Below are 15,963 nucleotides of genomic sequence, written 5' to 3'. Positions count from 1 at the left end.
GTGCATGGGAGAGACCGGATGGGCCTTGCAATCTACCTTCTTACATTGGCGACCTTCGCCACCGGAACCGCCGAGAACATCGTCATCGGCATCCTGCCGGATATCGCCGGCCATCTGGATGTGCCGATCGGGCTGGCGGGGCAACTCACCTCCGTCTTCTCCGTCACCTTCGCGGTGACGGCGCCGCTGGCGCTGGTGCTGACCAGGCATGTTCCGCGCAAGCGCCTTCTGTGCGCCGCGCTCCTCCTGTTCATCGCCAGCAGCCTGGTGGCGGCGCTGGCCGGCAACATCTGGGTGCTGTTTGCCGCGCGCATCGCCATGGCGGCCGCCAGCGCCACGGTATGCCTCGTCGCCACCCTGCTGGCGACGGAAAGCGCGCCGCCCGGCCTGCGCGGCCGCGCCATCGGCATGATCTTCATGGGCATCAGCGGCTCGCTGGTGCTCGGCGTGCCGGCCGGCATGGTGGTGTGCGGCCTGTTCGGCTGGCGTGCCGTGTTTGTCGCTCTCGCCCTTCTGGCCGCGGCCGTGCTGGCCGCCTGCCACCTGGCCGTTCCGGCTTCCGATGTCCTTTCCCGGCGAGGCGGCGGCTACAGGCGGCACCTGTCGTCGGTGCCGCTGGCCAGCGCGCAACTGGTCTCGATCCTGATGATCGGCGGGCATTTCGTGCTGTTCGCCTATCTGGCGCCCTATGTCGCCACTGTGGTCGGCGTGGCGGGGGACGGGCTGGTCCTTGCCTTCCTCGCCTTCGGCGTTGCGGGCGTTTCCGGCGGCTATCTCGGGGGCCTGCTGTCCGACCGGCTGGCGCCGCGCGCCGCGCTTCTGTGCACCCCGCTCGCCTATCTGCTCGCGCTGGTTGCGATCCCGCTGTTCGTCGGCAGGCCGGCGCTGTTCTTCCCGGCCATGATGGTGTGGGCCTGCATAAGCTGGATGATTTCGCCGGTAGTGCAGAATTTCCTCATGACCACAGATGCCGGGACGGCGGGGGCCGGTGTCAGCCTGAACCTGTCGGCCATGCATATCGGGGTGGGGTTCGGCACGGCGGCTGGCGGCGTGGCGCTTGAAACCATGCCGCTTGCGGCTCTGCCTCTGGCAGGTGCGGTGCTGGCGGCGCTGGCGGTCGTCTTCGCGGCGGCGGCCTTCCATCTGACCGCACGGCGGGGCACGGTGCGGGGTGCGGCCGGGACATGATGCCCGACGTGATGCCGGGGCACTCGCCACGGGCTTCCGGTTCGGATAGATGTCTTGACACCTAACAACGAGCCGATCTTTGCCATGACCCAGACAGACAGCAGAAAGACCATCGTGCTGACCGGTGCCAGCCGCGGCATCGGTCACGCCACGGTGAAGCGCTTCTCGATGGAGGGATGGCGCGTCATCACCTGTTCGCGGCAGGCCTTTTCCGAGAATTGCCCGTGGCCGGCCGGGCCCGAGGACCACATCAAGGTCGATCTGGCCGACCCGGAGGATGTCGGCGTTGCGGTGTCCGAAATCCGCCACCGGCTGGAAAGCCATGGCGGCCAGCTCAATGCGCTGGTCAACAATGCCGGCATCTCGCCCAAGCTGCCGGGCAGCCAGCGCATGAATTCGCTCGAGACGCCCATGCATGTGTGGCGCGACGTCTTCCAGGTGAATTTCTTCGCGCCGATCATGCTGGCGCGCGGCCTGTTCAAGGAACTGGCGGCGGCCAAGGGCTCGGTGGTCAACGTCACCTCGATCGCCGGCTCGCGCGTGCATCCCTTCGCCGGAACGGCCTATGCCACGTCCAAGGCCGCGCTCGGCTCGCTGACGCGCGAGATGGCGCATGATTTCGGCCCGCACGGCATCCGCGTCAATGCCATCGCGCCCGGCGAGATCGACACCGCCATCCTGTCGCCGGGCACGGAGAAGATCGTCGAGACCATCCCGATGCGCCGGCTGGGCACCACGGCGGAAGTGGCCGACATCATCTTCTTCCTGTGCTCGGGCCAGTCCTCCTATGTGACCGGCTCCGAGATCCACATCAATGGCGGCCAGCACGTCTGACCCTGCGGGTGTGACCACAGGGATTTTTTGCCCCGCTGGAATGATTTTCTTCTCCCCATGGCGGTCGGGCAAAAAATATTGCCTGCCGCCGAGGGCAGCGCGAGCCCGTTTCTTCGCGGCATCCTCCTGTCAGGCTAGAAATGCAAGCCTGTACAGGGTTTTACCGCGATGCCGCACGATCTTCCCAAGCTGAACGCTTTTCCCGTCTTCATGCGCGTCGAAGACGAGGCGATCGTCATCGTCGGCGACGGCGAGGAGGCGCTGGCCAAGGCCCGGCTGCTCGGCCAGTCGTCGGCCAGGCTGCGCATCATCGCGCCCGAAGCTTCCCCCGAACTGCTTTCCTGGATCGCGGCCAACGGCGCGGCGCATGTCGCGCAGGCCTATGCGCGCGACCATCTGGAGGGCGCCGTCCTGGCCTTCGCCGCCAGTGGCGAGGAGGGGCTGGATCGGCGCGTCGTGGAAGACGCGCGTGCGCTCGGCATCAAGGCCAACGCCGTCGACCGGCCGGAACTGTGCGATTTCTTCACCCCGGCGCTGGTCAATCGCGCCCCGGTCGCGGTTGCCATCGGAACCGAGGGCGCCGGGCCGGTGCTTGCCCAGATGATCCGGTCGCGCATCGATCGCATGCTGCCGCCGTCGCTGGGCTCGCTGGCCGCGCTGGCCGTCAGCTTTCGCGAGGCGGCCGAGCGCCTGCTGCCCAAGGGCGCGCCGCGCCGCCGGTTCTGGCGCGAGTTCTTCGAGGGCGCGCCGGCCCGGGCCGTCGCCGGTGGCGACATAGCGGCCGGCCATGAGGCCGCATCCGGGCTGCTTGCCAATCCGGAGCGCGCCTTCGGCCACGTCGCGCTGGTCGGGGCAGGGCCGGGGGCGGAAGACCTTCTGACGCTCAGGGCGCAGCGGCTCCTGATGGAGGCCGACGTCATCCTTTATGACGCGCTGGTGCCCGAGGCCGTGGTCGCCATGGGCCGCCGCGATGCCGAGCGCGTTGCGGTGGGCAAGCGCAAGGGCTGCCATTCCAAGACGCAGGCCGAGATCAATGCGCTGCTGGTCGCGCTCGGCCGCGAGGGCAGGCGGGTCGTGCGCCTCAAGAGCGGCGATCCGCTGGTGTTCGGCCGGGCCGGCGAGGAAATGGCGGCGCTTCGCGATGCCGGCATCTCCTACGAGGTGGTGCCGGGCGTGACCGCCGCCTTTGCCGCCGCCGCCGATTTCGAACTGCCGCTGACGCTGCGCGGCGTCACCTCGTCCATGGTGTTCACCACCGGCCATGACCTGAAGGGCGGTTCGCTGCCGGACTGGGCGAAGCTCGCCATCTCGGGCGCGACGGTGGCCGTCTACATGGGCCGCTCGGTCGCGGCGGAAGTCGCCGGCCGCCTGATCGAGGCCGGCCTGCCGCCGGACACGGCGGTTGCCGTGGTCGAGAATGCAAGCCTGGCCGAGCGCCGCCGCTTTCACGGCACGCTGGCCGACCTGCCGGCGCTGGAGCAGCGCCATGACCTGACCGGGCCGGTGATGACCATCATCGGCGATGCCGTGGCGGGTGCCCGCTTCGACCGCTCCGAGCCGCTTGCAGCGCATAGAAACCTTGCCGTGGAACGCATTTTCGAGGGATCGCACGCATGAAGATCATGACCGCCAACCGCCTGGTCGACGGCGAGGTCGTCTGGTACGGCAACGGCCAGTGGATCGAGACGATCGACGGTGCCGAGATCGTCGTCGACCCGGCCGAGGAGGCCCGGCTGGAGGCGCTCGGCAAGCAGGCGATGGCCGCCAACCTGATCCTCGATCTCGCCCTCATCGACATCGAGGTGGTCGACGGCGCCATCCGCCCGAAGCGCCTGCGCGAGCGCATCCGCGCCGCCGGCCCCACCATCCGCAACGACCTCGGCAAGCAGGCCCGAACCCAATTGTCCCGAGCGGCCTGACAGGCAGGCGGCCGCGCACGCCCGGAGAAGCAACATGTACCGTTACGACGAATTCGACCATGCCTTCGTGCAGGCCCGCGTCGCCCAGTTCAGCGATCAGGTCGAGCGCCGGCTTGCCGGTGAGCTGACGGAGGAGCAGTTCCGCCCGTTGCGCCTGATGAACGGCGTCTATCTGCAACTCCATGCCTACATGCTGCGCGTCGCCATTCCCTACGGCACGCTTTCCTCGCGCCAGATGCGGATGCTCGCCCATATCGCGCGCACCTACGACAAGGGCTACGGGCATTTCACCACGCGCCAGAACATCCAGTTCCACTGGCCGGCCCTGTCCGACATTCCGGCGGCCCTTGCCGATCTCGCCTCGGTGGAGATGCATGCGTTGCAGACGAGCGGCAATTGCATTCGCAACATCAGCGCCGACCATTTCGCCGGAGCGGCCGCCGACGAGGTTGCCGACCCGCGCCCCTATGCCGAGATCATGCGGCAATGGTCGTCGGTGCATCCGGAATTCAGCTACTTGCCGCGCAAGTTCAAGATCGCGCTGACGGGGTCCAACCGCGACCGCGCCGCCATCCAGACCTACGACATCGGCCTGCACCTCAAGCGGAACGAGGCGGGAGAACTCGGCTTCACCGTGTGGGTGGGCGGCGGCCAGGGCCGCACGCCGCTGCTGGCCAAGAAGATCCGCGACTTCCTGCCCCGCCAGCACCTGTTGTCCTATGTGACGGCGATCATGCGCGTCTACAATCTGCACGGCCGCCGCGACAACAAGTGGAAGGCGCGCATCAAGATCCTCGTCCATGAAATGGGCGCGCAGGAATTTGCCCGCCAGGTCGAGGCCGAATGGGAAACGCTGAAGGACGGCGACCTCAAGCTGCCGCAGGCCGATATCGACGCCATCAACGCCTATTTCGCGCCGCCGCCGCTGGTGGACAGGCCGGAAGGCGACGAGGCGGTGCGGCTTGCCAGGCTGGATTCCAGAAGCTTCTCCGACTGGCTCAACCGCAACGTCACCACCCACCATCACCCCGATTACGCGGCGGTGACGATTTCGCTCAAGAACATCGGCGAAACCCCCGGCGACATGAGCGACAGCCAGATGGACGCGGTTGCCGACCTTGCCGAGCGATATGCCTTCGACGAGATCCGGGTATCCCACGAGCAGAACCTGGTGCTGCCGCATGTCGCGCGCGCCGACCTCAAGGCGGTGTATGATGCGCTGGTGGAGATCGGGCTGGCCACGGCCAATATCGACCTCATCAGCGACATCATCGCCTGCCCCGGCCTCGACTACTGCACGCTGGCCAATGCGCGCTCCATCCCTGTCGCCCAGCAGATTGCGCTGCGCTTCGCCTCGCTGGAGCGCCAGCGCGACATCGGCGAGTTGAAGCTCAACATCTCGGGCTGCATCAACGCCTGCGGACATCACCATGTCGGGCACATCGGCATTCTCGGCGTCGAAAAGAAGGGCGCCGAACTCTATCAGGTCACGCTCGGCGGCGCCGCCGACGAGAACGCGGCCATCGGCGAGATCATCGGGCGCGGGTTCGGACCCGACGAGATCGTCGATGCGATCGAGACGCTGGTCGAGACCTATCTGGCGATCCGCAGCGACCGTTCGGAGCGGTTCCTCGACGTCTATCGCCGGCTCGGCGCCGCGCCGTTCAAGGAGGCTCTCTATGGAGCCGAGGCCAAGGCGGCCTGAGGTGAGGGCACGGGACGCCGCATCCCTCGAAGCACGACACGGGCAGCTTTCCGCCGCCCGTGTCATCGAGCTTGCGGCAAGTGATCTGTTTGCGGGAGAGATCGCGGCCGTCTCGTCCTTCGGGGCGGATTCGGCGGTGCTGCTGCATCTCATCGCCCAGGTGGACCGGCATCTGCCGGTCGTCTTCCTCGACACCGGCAAGCATTTCGAGGAGACGCTGAGCTATCGCGACGCGCTTGCCGACGATTTCGGCCTGACCGACATCAGGGTGGTCCACCCGGAAGCGGCAGCACTGGAGCGGGTCGATCCGGGCGGGCGGCTGCATGAAAGCGACGTGGAAGCCTGCTGCCATGTGCGCAAGGTGGAGCCGATGGCGCGCGGCGTCGAGCCGTTCCGGGCGTGGTTCACTGGCCGCAAGCGCCATCAGGCGCAAACGCGGACCGCGCTGCCGGTGTTCGAGGCGGTGGGACCGCGCGTGCGCATCAACCCGCTGGCGCATTGGACCACGGCCGATCTGGCCGACTATATGCGGGCCCATGCGCTTCGGGAAAACCCGCTGGTCGCCTATGGCTACCTGTCCATAGGCTGCTTTCCCTGCACCCGGCCCGTGGAGCAGGGACAGGACGCGCGCAGCGGACGCTGGGCCGGTCAGGCCAAGACCGAATGCGGCATTCATCTTGCGGGACTGGAACAGTCCCTGAGCCAGGAAAGACATGATGAGCGAAGAGAAACCGGCGCCTGAAATCCGCCTGTGGACTCCCGAAGGGTTCCGCGAGGACGAATGGGCGCATGCCGAAACGGCAGAGGCGCTGGCCGGCAACGACCGGCTCATCCTGCCTTTGCAGGCTTTCCTCGGTCTCGACCCGCAGGAGCGGACGCGAAATCGCGGGCGGCTGGGCGTTCTGGTGCAGCCGGGCGAGCAGATCGACACCCTCGTCGAACTGCTGGACGAGGTTGAGCTGATTGCGCTGGTTTTTCCGGCCTATACCGACGGCCGCAGTTATTCCAAGGCACAACTTCTGCGCGGCCGGCATGGGTTCGAGGGAACGCTGCGCGCAGTGGGCGACGTGCTGGTCGACCAGCTTGCCCATATGCTGCGCGTCGGCTTCACCGAATTCGCGATTTCCAATCCGGTCCTGCTGCGGCGGCTGGAGAAAGGCGAGGTCGGCGGCCTGCCGGTCTATTACCAGCCGGCGGCGAAGCCCGCGGCCGCGACAGGCAGCTATTCCTGGCGCCGGGTGCCGCAGTCCTAGCGGCACGGCTGTCGCGGTCTAGCTTGCGGAGCCTTCGTCCGCTTGCAGTTCGACCGCTTCCAGACGGTCGAGAAGGGTTTGCAGGTGTTCGGGAACGTCCTTGACGACTTTGAACGCCGGCATGGAGTGCAATATGCCCCGTGTCCCATGGCTGCGGACCTGTTGACGGATCGTCGTCGCCAGCTTCTGGCGCACCGGGTCCTGCAGCATTTCCTTGCCTGTTCGGGTCATCGTTCCAAAATCCTTCCGGTTTCGAAACTCCCTGTATCCGGTGATGGTTCCCCTAAAGCCGGGCGATTGCAAACAGCTCCGTCGAACAGGGTAAAATTTGAATTAAATGCAGTTGACGCCATCGGAAGCGTTCCGCAGTGCGAACCCCTTGATTTTTGGCCGTCGAACCTCGATATCGGGCCCAACTCCGAAACTTCGAAAGAATGGAAATCCACCATGAGTGACCAGGCCAAAGACGAGCGTATGCCCGACGAGACCGGGACCACGCAAGCCGCCGGCGAAGGCACCGAGAACGACTACGAGGCGCTTGTGCGCCTGCTGAAGGAAAACGAGGAACTGAAGGACAAGGCGCTGCGTGCCGCCGCCGAGGTGGAGAACATGCGCCGCCGGGCTGCCCGCGACGTGCAGGATGCGCGCGCCTATTCCATCGCCAATTTCGCCCGCGACATGCTGACCGTTGCCGACGACCTGCAACGTGCGCTCGATGCCATCCCGGCCGAGGCCAAGGCTTCCGGCGATGCCGGCTTCAAGGCCCTGATCGAGGGCGTCGAGATCACCGCGCGCGGCCTGCTGGCGGCGCTGGAGCGGCACGGCGTGAAGAAGCTGGTGCCGGAAGGCGAGAAGTTCGATCCCAATTTCCACGAAGCCCTGTTCGAAGTACCCAACCCGCAGGTGGTTGCCGGCACGGTGGTGCAGGTCGTGCAGCCGGGCTATTCGATCGGCGAGCGCGTGCTGCGCCCGGCCAAGGTCGGCGTCTCCAAGGACGGGCCGAAACAGGCACCGGAGCCGGCGGCCAAGCCGGCCGGCGGGGACGCGCAGGGCTAAAGCAAGTCCAGCAAGGAAGCGGGCAAGGGACCTGTCCCCTTCCGATTTGCCGGGCGGCTGCTACTGTTGCCGCCGCCTGCCATCGGATCGAAGCCTGCCATGAACCTCGTCACCATCCTCGATTATGCCGGCGTCGCGGTGTTCGCGGCCACCGGCGCGCTTGCCGCCTCGCGCAAGCAGGTCGACATCATCGGCTTCCTGTTCCTTGCCGGCGTGACGGGCATCGGCGGCGGCACGTTCCGCGACCTCATTCTCAACACCCCGGTGTTCTGGATCGGCAACCATGATTATGTGCTGGTCTGCGCCGCCAGCGCCATTCTCGTGTTCTTCACCGCGCATCGGGTGGAATCGCGCTACAAGCTGCTTCTGTGGCTCGACGCCGTCGGTCTCGCCGCCTTTGCGGTGATGGGCGCGGTCAAGGGGCTGGCGATCACCGGATCGCCGGTCGTCGCCATCATCATGGGCATGCTGACCGCCACTTTCGGAGGCATCCTTCGCGACCTGCTGGCCGGGGAGCCCTCGGTGCTGCTGCGGCCGGAGGTCTATGTCACGGCCGCGCTGGCGGGGGCTGGCGTCTATACGATCTGCGATCTCGCCGGGCTGGCGCCGATCGTCTCGCAGCTTGGCGGCTTCGTGGTCGCTTTGGCCGTCAGGGGAGGGGCGCTTCGCTTCGGCTGGCGCATTCCTGTCTACAAGAGCCGGCCCGGACGACGGCCGGAGGACATTCCCTGAAGCATGTCGCCCGAAAATGGGAACCTGTTTCGGCATGACGATAAGCCTTAAGCCCGGGCGGCCTGCCACGCCTTGACCAGTCTGGCGGGAGCCTGTCGCATCCAGATCCGCTCCAGACGATGGCGCAGTTCCTCATCGCCGATGCGGTCCATCCTCACCAGCAATGCCGGCCAGCCCTTGTAATGGTCGGTCTCGAAATAGATGTCCGGCGACAGGGAGAGCAGCATCTCCTTCTCGTCGAAGGGGACGAACAGCACGACGGTGGCGGCATCCTTGACACGGGCGAGTGGCTTCCTGCCGACCTTGAGCGCGGGCGTTCCGTAGGATGTGGTTTCGAGGACTTGCGGGAGGTGGCTTGTCGCGGCCTTCAGCCTGCCGAGCACGGCCGCGAGATCGCCGTCCATCGCCTCAGGCCGCGTAGTCCTGGCCTTCGCCGCCATAATAGCTGATGTAGCGGGCGCCGATTTCCTTGACCGGCATGACCACGAAGATGTCGACGGTGGCGAAGTCGGGGTCGATGACGCAGCCCTCGCCGATGCGGGCGCCGACGCGCAGATAGCCCTTCACCAGCGGCGGCATGGCGGCGATGGCCGACTTGGGGTTCACCGCATCGAGGGGCATCAGCTTCATGGGATGGTAGCGGCCGGTGACGGCGCGCACGTCCCAGTCGGCCGTGGTGCGGCAATGGTGCGCCAGATAGGTCAGCGCCTCGGCATGGGTTGCGGGGTCGGTGCCGGGGAAGGAGGCGCAGCCGACCATCACGTCGATCCGGTAATGGTTGAGATAGGTCCAGATGCCTTGCCAGAGCGCCTCGATGGTGCGCCGCGAGCGGTATTCGGGCAGCACGCAGGACCGCCCCAGTTCGAGGAAGCGGCGCTCCGGGTGGCGGGCGACGAGGGCCTGTAACTCGAATTCGTCCTGCGAATAGAACCCGCCGGCGGCTGCCGCGCTCTCCTGCCGCAGCAGGCGGTAGGTGCCGACGATGCGACGATGCTCCGGGCCGGTCAGGCTGTTGTCGAACACCAGCAAATGGTCGCAGAGCGGATCGAAGCGGTCGGCATCGCGGCCGCCGAACCGGTGCATGCCGCCGCGGGCGCCGAGCTCATCGTAGAAGATGCGGTAGCGGATTTCCTGCGCGTAGTCGATTTCGGCTTGGTTGCGGGCCAGCCGCACTTCGAGATTGCCGATTCGTCCGAGCGGCGCTGCGAGTGTCGGCGCCTGCGGCCCGGTGGCGGTTCCCGAAACGGATGAAACGGGCGACCGGGTCTGCCCTTGCGGCATCGCTGTCTGCACGGGCGATTCTCCTTCGAGCCATCCCTCGTGGCGCGGGGATACGATTGTGGTGCAACAGGATTGTGACAGTAGCGTGATATGGCGTGATCGGCAACAAAGCCGGTCTTGACATGTCCATTTACGCTGGGGCCTGCTCCTGCACGGCGGCGATCAGCGCGTGCGGGTCGAGCGGCTTGGTCAGGAAGCCGGTGGCGCCATGGGCGAGCACGGCGTGCCGGGTCTTTTCCTGGCTGTCGGCCGACAGCACCAGGATGGGGATGGGGGCAAGGCCGCGCGCCTCTTCCTGGCGCCGGATGTGGGCGATGGCGTCCATGCCGTCCATCACCGGCATGTGCAGGTCCATCAGCACGACATCGTGGCGCCGGCCGCCGCCGGCCGCCGCCAGCGCTTCCACTGCCTCCTTGCCCGTGCGCACCACTTCGACGCGATGGCCGGCCTTGGTGAGGCTGGCGCGGGCCAGCATGGCGTTTATCTCGTTGTCCTCGGCGATCAGCACCGAGAGCCCGCCGCCGCTGACGCGGGCGACGCGGCCTCCGTCGGGCTGTTGCGGCTGCGGTGCGGCCGGCATCAGGGACCTGCCGGCGATCAGTACCCGAAGCAGGGTTTCGCCGCGCACCGGGCGGGCGAGGAAGCTGACATAGCCGCTGGCGCGGTATTCGGCGAGCTTGCCCCGGTCGGTCGAGGCGATCAGCGTGATGGCCTGGCTGGTGGCGAAGCCGTCCCTGCGCAGCCTTTGCAGCAGGCGACCTTCGCCGCTTTCCAGCACCGCGTCCACCATCAGCGTGTCGCAATCGGCGGACAGCGCGAGCGCCCGGGCGGGCGTGTCGGCCACCTCGGCGACGCCGCCGAGAACGCGGATGGACTGCGCGATCACTTCCGCCTCCACCGTGTTCGGCGACAGGATCACCACCTTGCGGCCGGCAAGCATGTCGTCACTGTCGTGCGGCGGGTCGGTCGCCTCGGTCGCCGGCAGTTCGAAGATGAATTCCGTGCCCTTGCCCGGCGTGCTCGCCACCGAGATGGTGCCGCCCATGGCCGCGACGAGGCGCTTGGAAATGGCAAGCCCCAGCCCGGCGCCGCCATGCCTGCGGGTCGAGGTGCCGTCGACCTGCTCGAATTCGAGGAAGATGCGCTCGAGGTCGGCCGGCCGCATGCCCGGGCCGGTGTCGACGACGCTGAAGCGGATGCGGTCGATGTCGCGATGCCGCTGGCGGGTGATGGTGAGCGCGACGCCGCCGTCGTCGGTGAACTTGATGGCGTTGCCGAGCAGGTTGAGCAGCACCTGCCGCACCCGGCCGGGATCGGCGGTGATCATCTGGGGCACGTCGGGGCCGACGCGGCAGCCGAGGCCGATGTTCTTGCCGTAGGCACGGGCGGCCAGAAGCTCCACGACGTTGTCGGCCAGCTCGCGGATCGACACGGGCTGCGGCTCCGGGTCGAAGCGGCCGGCCTCGATCTTGGAATAATCCAGAAGGTCGTCGATCAGCGCCAGCAGGGCGCTGGCCGAGGTGGAGACGGCGTTGACATAGGTTCGCTGCTCCGGCGACAGCCTGGTGTCGGACAACAGCCTCGCCATGCCCATGATGCCGTTCATGGGCGTGCGGATTTCATGGCTCACGGTGGCAAGGAAGCGGGATTTGGCCTGATTGGCGAATTCGGCCCGTTCGCGGGCGGAGATCAGCGAGGCCTCGGCCTGCTTGCGGGCGGTGATGTCGCGGGCGATGGCGCGATGGGAAACGGTGCCGCTGTCCTTGTCGCGCACCGACAGTTCGATCCATGAGAACCAGCGGAGGCCGCCGGCGGTGCGGATGGCGACATCGGTGGAACTGAGGCACTCGCTGTCGGCGAAGGCGGCATCCGGCACGACACCCACTTCGACGCCAAGATCGGAAAGCATCAGGCCGGTGAGGTCGTTGACGTCCATGCCGATCAGGTTGGCGAAGACCTTGTTGGCATAGACGATGGTGCCCTGACGGTCGCGATGGACGACAAGGTCGCCCAAAGCGTCGATGAGGCCGTGGAAGCGCTCCTCGCTTTCCTGCATCTCCCACATGCGATCGGAGAGCGTCTCGAGCTCGGCTCGGGCAAGGGCGACGTCATGGCCATGCTGGCGCTCGGCACGGCGTTCGCTCGTCCTGAGATGCTGGTGCAGGAAAAGGCCGCTGAGCCCGGCCGCCAATATGCCGAGGCTGAGGAAGACCGGCGCGCCGGTGAGATGCGCAAGCCCGGCCAGCAGCAGGACAGCCGCATAGGTGACGAAGGCCAGCCCTCTGGGAATCGCCGGGGCAAGAGCCCCCGGTGCGTGCTGTTCCGCCGGCAGAGGTGCCGGCCCGACAGGCGCGGGAAACAGCCGGGCGGCTTTCGCCCCCCAGTCGTCCGGGTTCGTTCGTTTCGTGGCGATCTCCGCAACCATGCCGGGAACCATGGCAGATACACGTTAGGGAAGATTTCGGCGGATCGCTCGCATTTTAGCGTTTGCATAAAAACGAGCAAAGCGCGCTACATATCGACCACCACGCGCCCCCTTATCCGGCCTTCCACGATGTCGCGGGCGGCCTCGGTGATGTCGTCGAAGCCGATGGTGCGCGACAGCGCGGAAAGCTTGCCAAGGTCGAGGTCGCTGGCGATGCGCCGCCAGGCCTCGATCCGCAATTCCTTCGGCGCCATCACCGAATCGACGCCGAGCAGGGAGACGCCGCGCAGGATGAAGGGCGCGACGGACGCCGGCAGGTCCATGCCGCCGGCCAGCCCGCAGGCGGCCACGGCGCCGCCATAGGCGGTCATGGACAGCACATTGGCGAGCGTGTGGCTGCCGACGGAATCGATGCCGCCGGCCCAGCGCTCCTTGCCGAGCGGCCGCGCGGGGCCGGACAATTCCTCGCGCTCGATCACCTCGGCGGCGCCGAGCTCGTGCAGATAAGCCGCCTCGGCGCTGCGGCCGGTGGAGGCGACGACATGATAGCCGAGCCCGGACATGATGGAGACGGCGACCGAGCCGACCCCGCCCGCCGCGCCGGTGACGACGACCGGCCCGCGCTGCGGCAGGACGCCGTGGCGCTCCAGCGCCATCACGCACAGCATGGCCGTGTAGCCGGCGGTGCCGACCGCCATGGCGTCATGGGTGCTGATGCCGTCCGGCAGCGGCACCAGCCAGTCGCCGCTGACCCGGGCGCGTCCGGCATAGGCCCCGTAATGGACCTCGCCCACGCCCCAGCCGTTGAGGATGACCTTGTCGCCCTTGCGCCAGTCGGGATGGTCGGAGGACAGCACCGTGCCGGCGAAGTCTATGCCCGGCACCAGCGGCCAGCGCCGCACCACCGGCGCCTTGCCGGTGATCGCCAGCCCATCCTTGTAGTTCACCGTGGTCGCTTCCACGGCCACGGTGACGTCGCCTTCCATGAGGTCGGCTTCGGAGAGGGAGGTCACTTCGACGGTCTGGTTCTTGTCCTCGTCGCGCGATATCAGGATGGCCTTGAAGGTTTCCGGCATGTCTTCTCCCCATTCTCAGGGGGGAAGAATGCGACGCAGGTCCTCCGAAATCAATCGTTCGAAGGTCTTGCCTCGCGCCGCCAGCCGACGAATTCCTCCAGCACCACCAGAATCGCGCCGACGCTGATGAAGACGTCGGCAAGGTTGAACACGGCGAAGGACCAGCCCGGCGTGTGGAAGAGGATGTAATCGACGACATGGCCGTAGACCGCCCGGTCAATGACATTGCCCATGGCGCCGCCGAGGATCAGCGCGAAGCCGAGGCGGGCGAAGAGCTGCCCCGGAGAACTGCGGAAGGCGAGATAGACGATGAAGGCCGACACGACGAGCGAGATGACGATGAGCCCGGTATCGCCGAAGGAGGACAGCATCGAGAAGGCGATGCCGGTGTTGTAGGTGCGAAACAGCGCCAGGAACGGCAGCAGGTCGATCTTCTCCTGAAAGGGAAGGCCGGTTTCGACCAGATATTTGATCCATTGGTCGAGCGCCATGGCGGCGACCGTGAGCACCGCATAGGGAACGAGCGTCCTGGCTGCGCCTGTCTTTTCGGGTGCGGGGGTCACGGGGAAGGCCCCTCCAGCTTGAGTGCGTCGCGGCGGATTTCGAACAGCATCACGCCGGTGGCGACGGCGAGATTGAGCGAATCCGCCCGCCCTGCCTGCGGAATGCGCAGCAGCCGGTCGCAGCTTGCCGCCAGATCGTCGGGCAGGCCCTGCTGCTCGTTGCCCATCAGGAGCAGGACGGGTTTGCCGGAGAAATCGACCGAGCGATAGTCGACCGCGCCTTTCAGATGCGTGCCGGCGACGAGGCCGGGAAAGCCCTTGCGCCAGGCAAGGAACGGCTCGGCGCCGGCCTTGGCGACAGGCACGGCGAAGATCGAGCCCATGGTGGCGCGCACCGTTTCCAGCGAAAAGGGGTCGGTGGTGTCGCCCACGAGGATCACGCCCTTCGCGCCGACCGCATCAACGGTGCGGATGACGGTGCCCAGATTGCCCGGATCGCGCACCCGGTCGAGCGCCACCCAGACATCGCCCTTGGCGGGGCGGATGTCCTTCAGCGGCGCGAGGCGCTGCGTGAACACGCCCACCACCATCTGCGGATTGTCGCGGCGGGTGATGGAGGACAGCACCTTTTCGGAAACTTCCAGTACGTCGCCGCCGGCGGCGACGGTGCGGGCGGCGACCTTCTCGACCGCCGCATTGCCGCGTCCGGCCTTGGCGAAGATCAGCGTGCGGATTTCCCAGCCGAGATCGAGCGCGTCGATGACCAGCTTCAGCCCTTCGGCCATGAAGGCGTTGTTCTGGTCGCGGAATTTCTTCAGCGCCAGCGCCTTGATGTCCTTCACCAGCGGATTGGAAAGGCTGGTGACTTCCTTGACCCGGCCGACCGGGCGTCGTCTCTCATGTTCGCTCATCTGGCGACCCATCTGGAAAAGAGCGAGGTGGAAAGGGCGCGGCCGGCCGACTGCTCGCGGATGATCAGTTCGCCGGATTCGACGGTGCCGCCCATGCCGGCGAAGGTGTCGCGCATCAGGGCATGGATGGCGAAGAACGAGGCGCGGATCGAATAGGCGGTGAGCACCACGGCCAGCGGCTTCGGCGTCAGGATCGAGCGGCAGATGTCGGCAAGCGCCGGAAGATGCTCGAACAGTTGCCAGACCTCGCCCTTCGGCCCGCGCCCATAGGCCGGCGGGTCGAACAGGATGATGTCGTAGCGGCTGCCGCGACGCTCCTCGCGCTCGGCGAATTTCATCGCGTCCTCGACAATCCAGCGGATCGGCTTGCTGGTCAGCCGGGCCACTTCCTGGTTCTCGCGTGCCCAGCCAATGGCCTTCTTCGAGGCATCGACATGGGTGACCTCGGCCCCGGCGCGGGCCGCGACCAGCGAGGCGAGGCCGGTATAGCCGAACAGGTTCAGCACTTTCACCGGCCGCCGGGCGTTCTCGATCAACCCGGCCATATGGTCCCAGTGCGAGGCCTGTTCGGGAAACACGCCGACATGGCGGAAGGAGGTGAAGCGGCCGAGATAGTCGATGCCGTCATGCTTCATCGGCCATGTCTCGCCGAGCGGATTGCGCGGGAAATGCCAGCGGCCGATGCCCTCTTCATCCGTGTTGCCGGTGAAGATGGCGTCGGCGCGGCTCCATTCCTTGTCGGGCAGGGCGGGACGCCAGATGGCCTGCCCCTCCGGGCGCACGATGCGGTAGGGGCCGTATTGCTCCAGCTTGCGGCCGTCGCCACTGTCGAGCAGGGCATAATCGGCGTTAGGCGCGACCTCGAGGATCAGCGGCAGCTTTTCCGCCGGCAGCGCGCCTTCGCGGCGAACGAGCTGGCGCTTCGGCTGTGGCGGTGCCTCGTGCTCCCGTTCGGGGCGCGGCCTTGCCTCCTGGCTTCTGTTGCGCGTGGCTTTCAAGCGAATGCTCCGGTGGAAATGTGCCTGCGCTTCTGCCATAGCGGCCGTCGAGCCGCAACATGCGGGGCTTTGGGCGGGATAC

At 66.9% G+C, this 15,963-nt stretch carries 17 protein-coding genes; 9 read left to right on the top strand and 8 right to left on the bottom strand.

Features of this window, described 5'->3' with window-relative positions; translation table 11 throughout:
* Positions 1-18: 18 nt before the first annotated feature.
* From ABID37_RS18810 to ABID37_RS18780, 7 genes are all read left to right on the top strand, one after another.
* Positions 19-1,188, top strand: coding sequence for an MFS transporter (locus ABID37_RS18810; RefSeq protein WP_354197532.1), 1,170 nt, complete (start codon positions 19-21; stop codon positions 1,186-1,188).
* 84 nt (positions 1,189-1,272) lie between these two features.
* Positions 1,273-2,022: an SDR family NAD(P)-dependent oxidoreductase gene (locus ABID37_RS18805; protein ID WP_354197657.1), complete on the top strand. Its 750-nt coding sequence runs from the start codon at positions 1,273-1,275 to the stop codon at positions 2,020-2,022.
* Positions 2,023-2,190: 168 nt separating this feature from the next.
* Positions 2,191-3,639, top strand: coding sequence for a siroheme synthase CysG (cysG, locus tag ABID37_RS18800; protein WP_354197530.1), 1,449 nt, complete (start codon positions 2,191-2,193; stop codon positions 3,637-3,639).
* Positions 3,636-3,941 carry a DUF2849 domain-containing protein gene (locus tag ABID37_RS18795; RefSeq protein ID WP_354197528.1) on the top strand — a complete coding sequence of 102 codons (306 nt, stop codon included), beginning with the start codon at positions 3,636-3,638 and terminating at the stop codon, positions 3,939-3,941. Before cysG ends, ABID37_RS18795 begins: the two co-directional genes overlap by 4 nt.
* Positions 3,942-3,975: 34 nt before the next feature.
* Complete coding sequence (locus ABID37_RS18790; protein WP_354197526.1) at positions 3,976-5,646, top strand: nitrite/sulfite reductase; 1,671 nt, start codon at positions 3,976-3,978, stop codon at positions 5,644-5,646.
* The gene (locus tag ABID37_RS18785) at positions 5,621-6,388 is read left to right on the top strand and encodes a phosphoadenylyl-sulfate reductase (RefSeq protein ID WP_354197524.1); all 768 of its coding nucleotides are present in this window, start codon (positions 5,621-5,623) and stop codon (positions 6,386-6,388) included. The genes ABID37_RS18790 and ABID37_RS18785 overlap by 26 nt, the downstream gene beginning before the upstream one ends.
* Positions 6,363-6,899, top strand: coding sequence for a DUF934 domain-containing protein (locus ABID37_RS18780; RefSeq protein WP_354197522.1), 537 nt, complete (start codon positions 6,363-6,365; stop codon positions 6,897-6,899). Before ABID37_RS18785 ends, ABID37_RS18780 begins: the two co-directional genes overlap by 26 nt.
* 18 nt (positions 6,900-6,917) lie before the next feature.
* Here ABID37_RS18780 and ABID37_RS18775 read toward each other — a convergent pair whose 3' ends face one another.
* Positions 6,918-7,130: a hypothetical protein gene (locus tag ABID37_RS18775; RefSeq protein WP_354197520.1), complete on the bottom strand. Its 213-nt coding sequence runs from the start codon at positions 7,128-7,130 to the stop codon at positions 6,918-6,920.
* A gap of 216 nt (positions 7,131-7,346) precedes the next feature.
* On the opposite strand from ABID37_RS18775, the gene grpE reads away from it, so the two are divergent.
* On the top strand, positions 7,347-7,955 hold the full coding sequence (gene grpE, locus ABID37_RS18770) for a nucleotide exchange factor GrpE (protein WP_354197518.1): 609 nt from the start codon (positions 7,347-7,349) through the stop codon (positions 7,953-7,955).
* A 99-nt stretch (positions 7,956-8,054) separates the two neighbouring features.
* Positions 8,055-8,687: a trimeric intracellular cation channel family protein gene (locus tag ABID37_RS18765; RefSeq protein WP_354197516.1), complete on the top strand. Its 633-nt coding sequence runs from the start codon at positions 8,055-8,057 to the stop codon at positions 8,685-8,687.
* Positions 8,688-8,734: 47 nt separating this feature from the next.
* On the opposite strand, the gene ABID37_RS18760 is transcribed toward ABID37_RS18765, so the two are convergent.
* The 7 genes from ABID37_RS18760 to ABID37_RS18730 form a co-directional block, all read right to left on the bottom strand.
* Positions 8,735-9,091, bottom strand: a complete 357-nt coding sequence (locus ABID37_RS18760; RefSeq protein ID WP_354197514.1) for an MmcQ/YjbR family DNA-binding protein — start codon at positions 9,089-9,091, stop codon at positions 8,735-8,737.
* 4 nt (positions 9,092-9,095) lie between these two features.
* The gene (gene olsB, locus ABID37_RS18755) at positions 9,096-9,980 is read right to left on the bottom strand and encodes a l-ornithine N(alpha)-acyltransferase (RefSeq protein ID WP_354197512.1); all 885 of its coding nucleotides are present in this window, start codon (positions 9,978-9,980) and stop codon (positions 9,096-9,098) included.
* 118 nt (positions 9,981-10,098) lie between these two features.
* Positions 10,099-12,393 (bottom strand): ATP-binding protein, encoded by a 2,295-nt coding sequence (locus ABID37_RS18750; protein ID WP_354197510.1) that lies wholly within the window; start codon positions 12,391-12,393, stop codon positions 10,099-10,101.
* A gap of 86 nt (positions 12,394-12,479) precedes the next feature.
* Positions 12,480-13,469, bottom strand: coding sequence for an acrylyl-CoA reductase (NADPH) (gene acuI / locus ABID37_RS18745; protein ID WP_354197508.1), 990 nt, complete (start codon positions 13,467-13,469; stop codon positions 12,480-12,482).
* Between the two features lie 50 nt (positions 13,470-13,519).
* On the bottom strand, positions 13,520-14,032 hold the full coding sequence (lspA, locus tag ABID37_RS18740) for a signal peptidase II (protein ID WP_354197506.1): 513 nt from the start codon (positions 14,030-14,032) through the stop codon (positions 13,520-13,522).
* Positions 14,029-14,883: a TrmH family RNA methyltransferase gene (locus ABID37_RS18735; protein WP_354197504.1), complete on the bottom strand. Its 855-nt coding sequence runs from the start codon at positions 14,881-14,883 to the stop codon at positions 14,029-14,031. Before ABID37_RS18735 ends, lspA begins: the two co-directional genes overlap by 4 nt.
* A complete protein-coding gene (locus tag ABID37_RS18730; protein WP_435521593.1) occupies positions 14,880-15,920 on the bottom strand; it encodes an RsmD family RNA methyltransferase in 1,041 nt (346 codons plus the stop codon). Before ABID37_RS18730 ends, ABID37_RS18735 begins: the two co-directional genes overlap by 4 nt.
* Positions 15,921-15,963: the final 43 nt, after the last annotated feature.

The organism is Aquamicrobium terrae (genome assembly GCF_040545735.1).
In the GTDB taxonomy this organism is placed as follows: Bacteria; Pseudomonadota; Alphaproteobacteria; order Rhizobiales; family Rhizobiaceae; genus Mesorhizobium; species Mesorhizobium terrae_A.
Note: the sequence above shows the minus strand (reverse complement) of the source record. Positions and strands in the feature narration are given on the sequence as shown.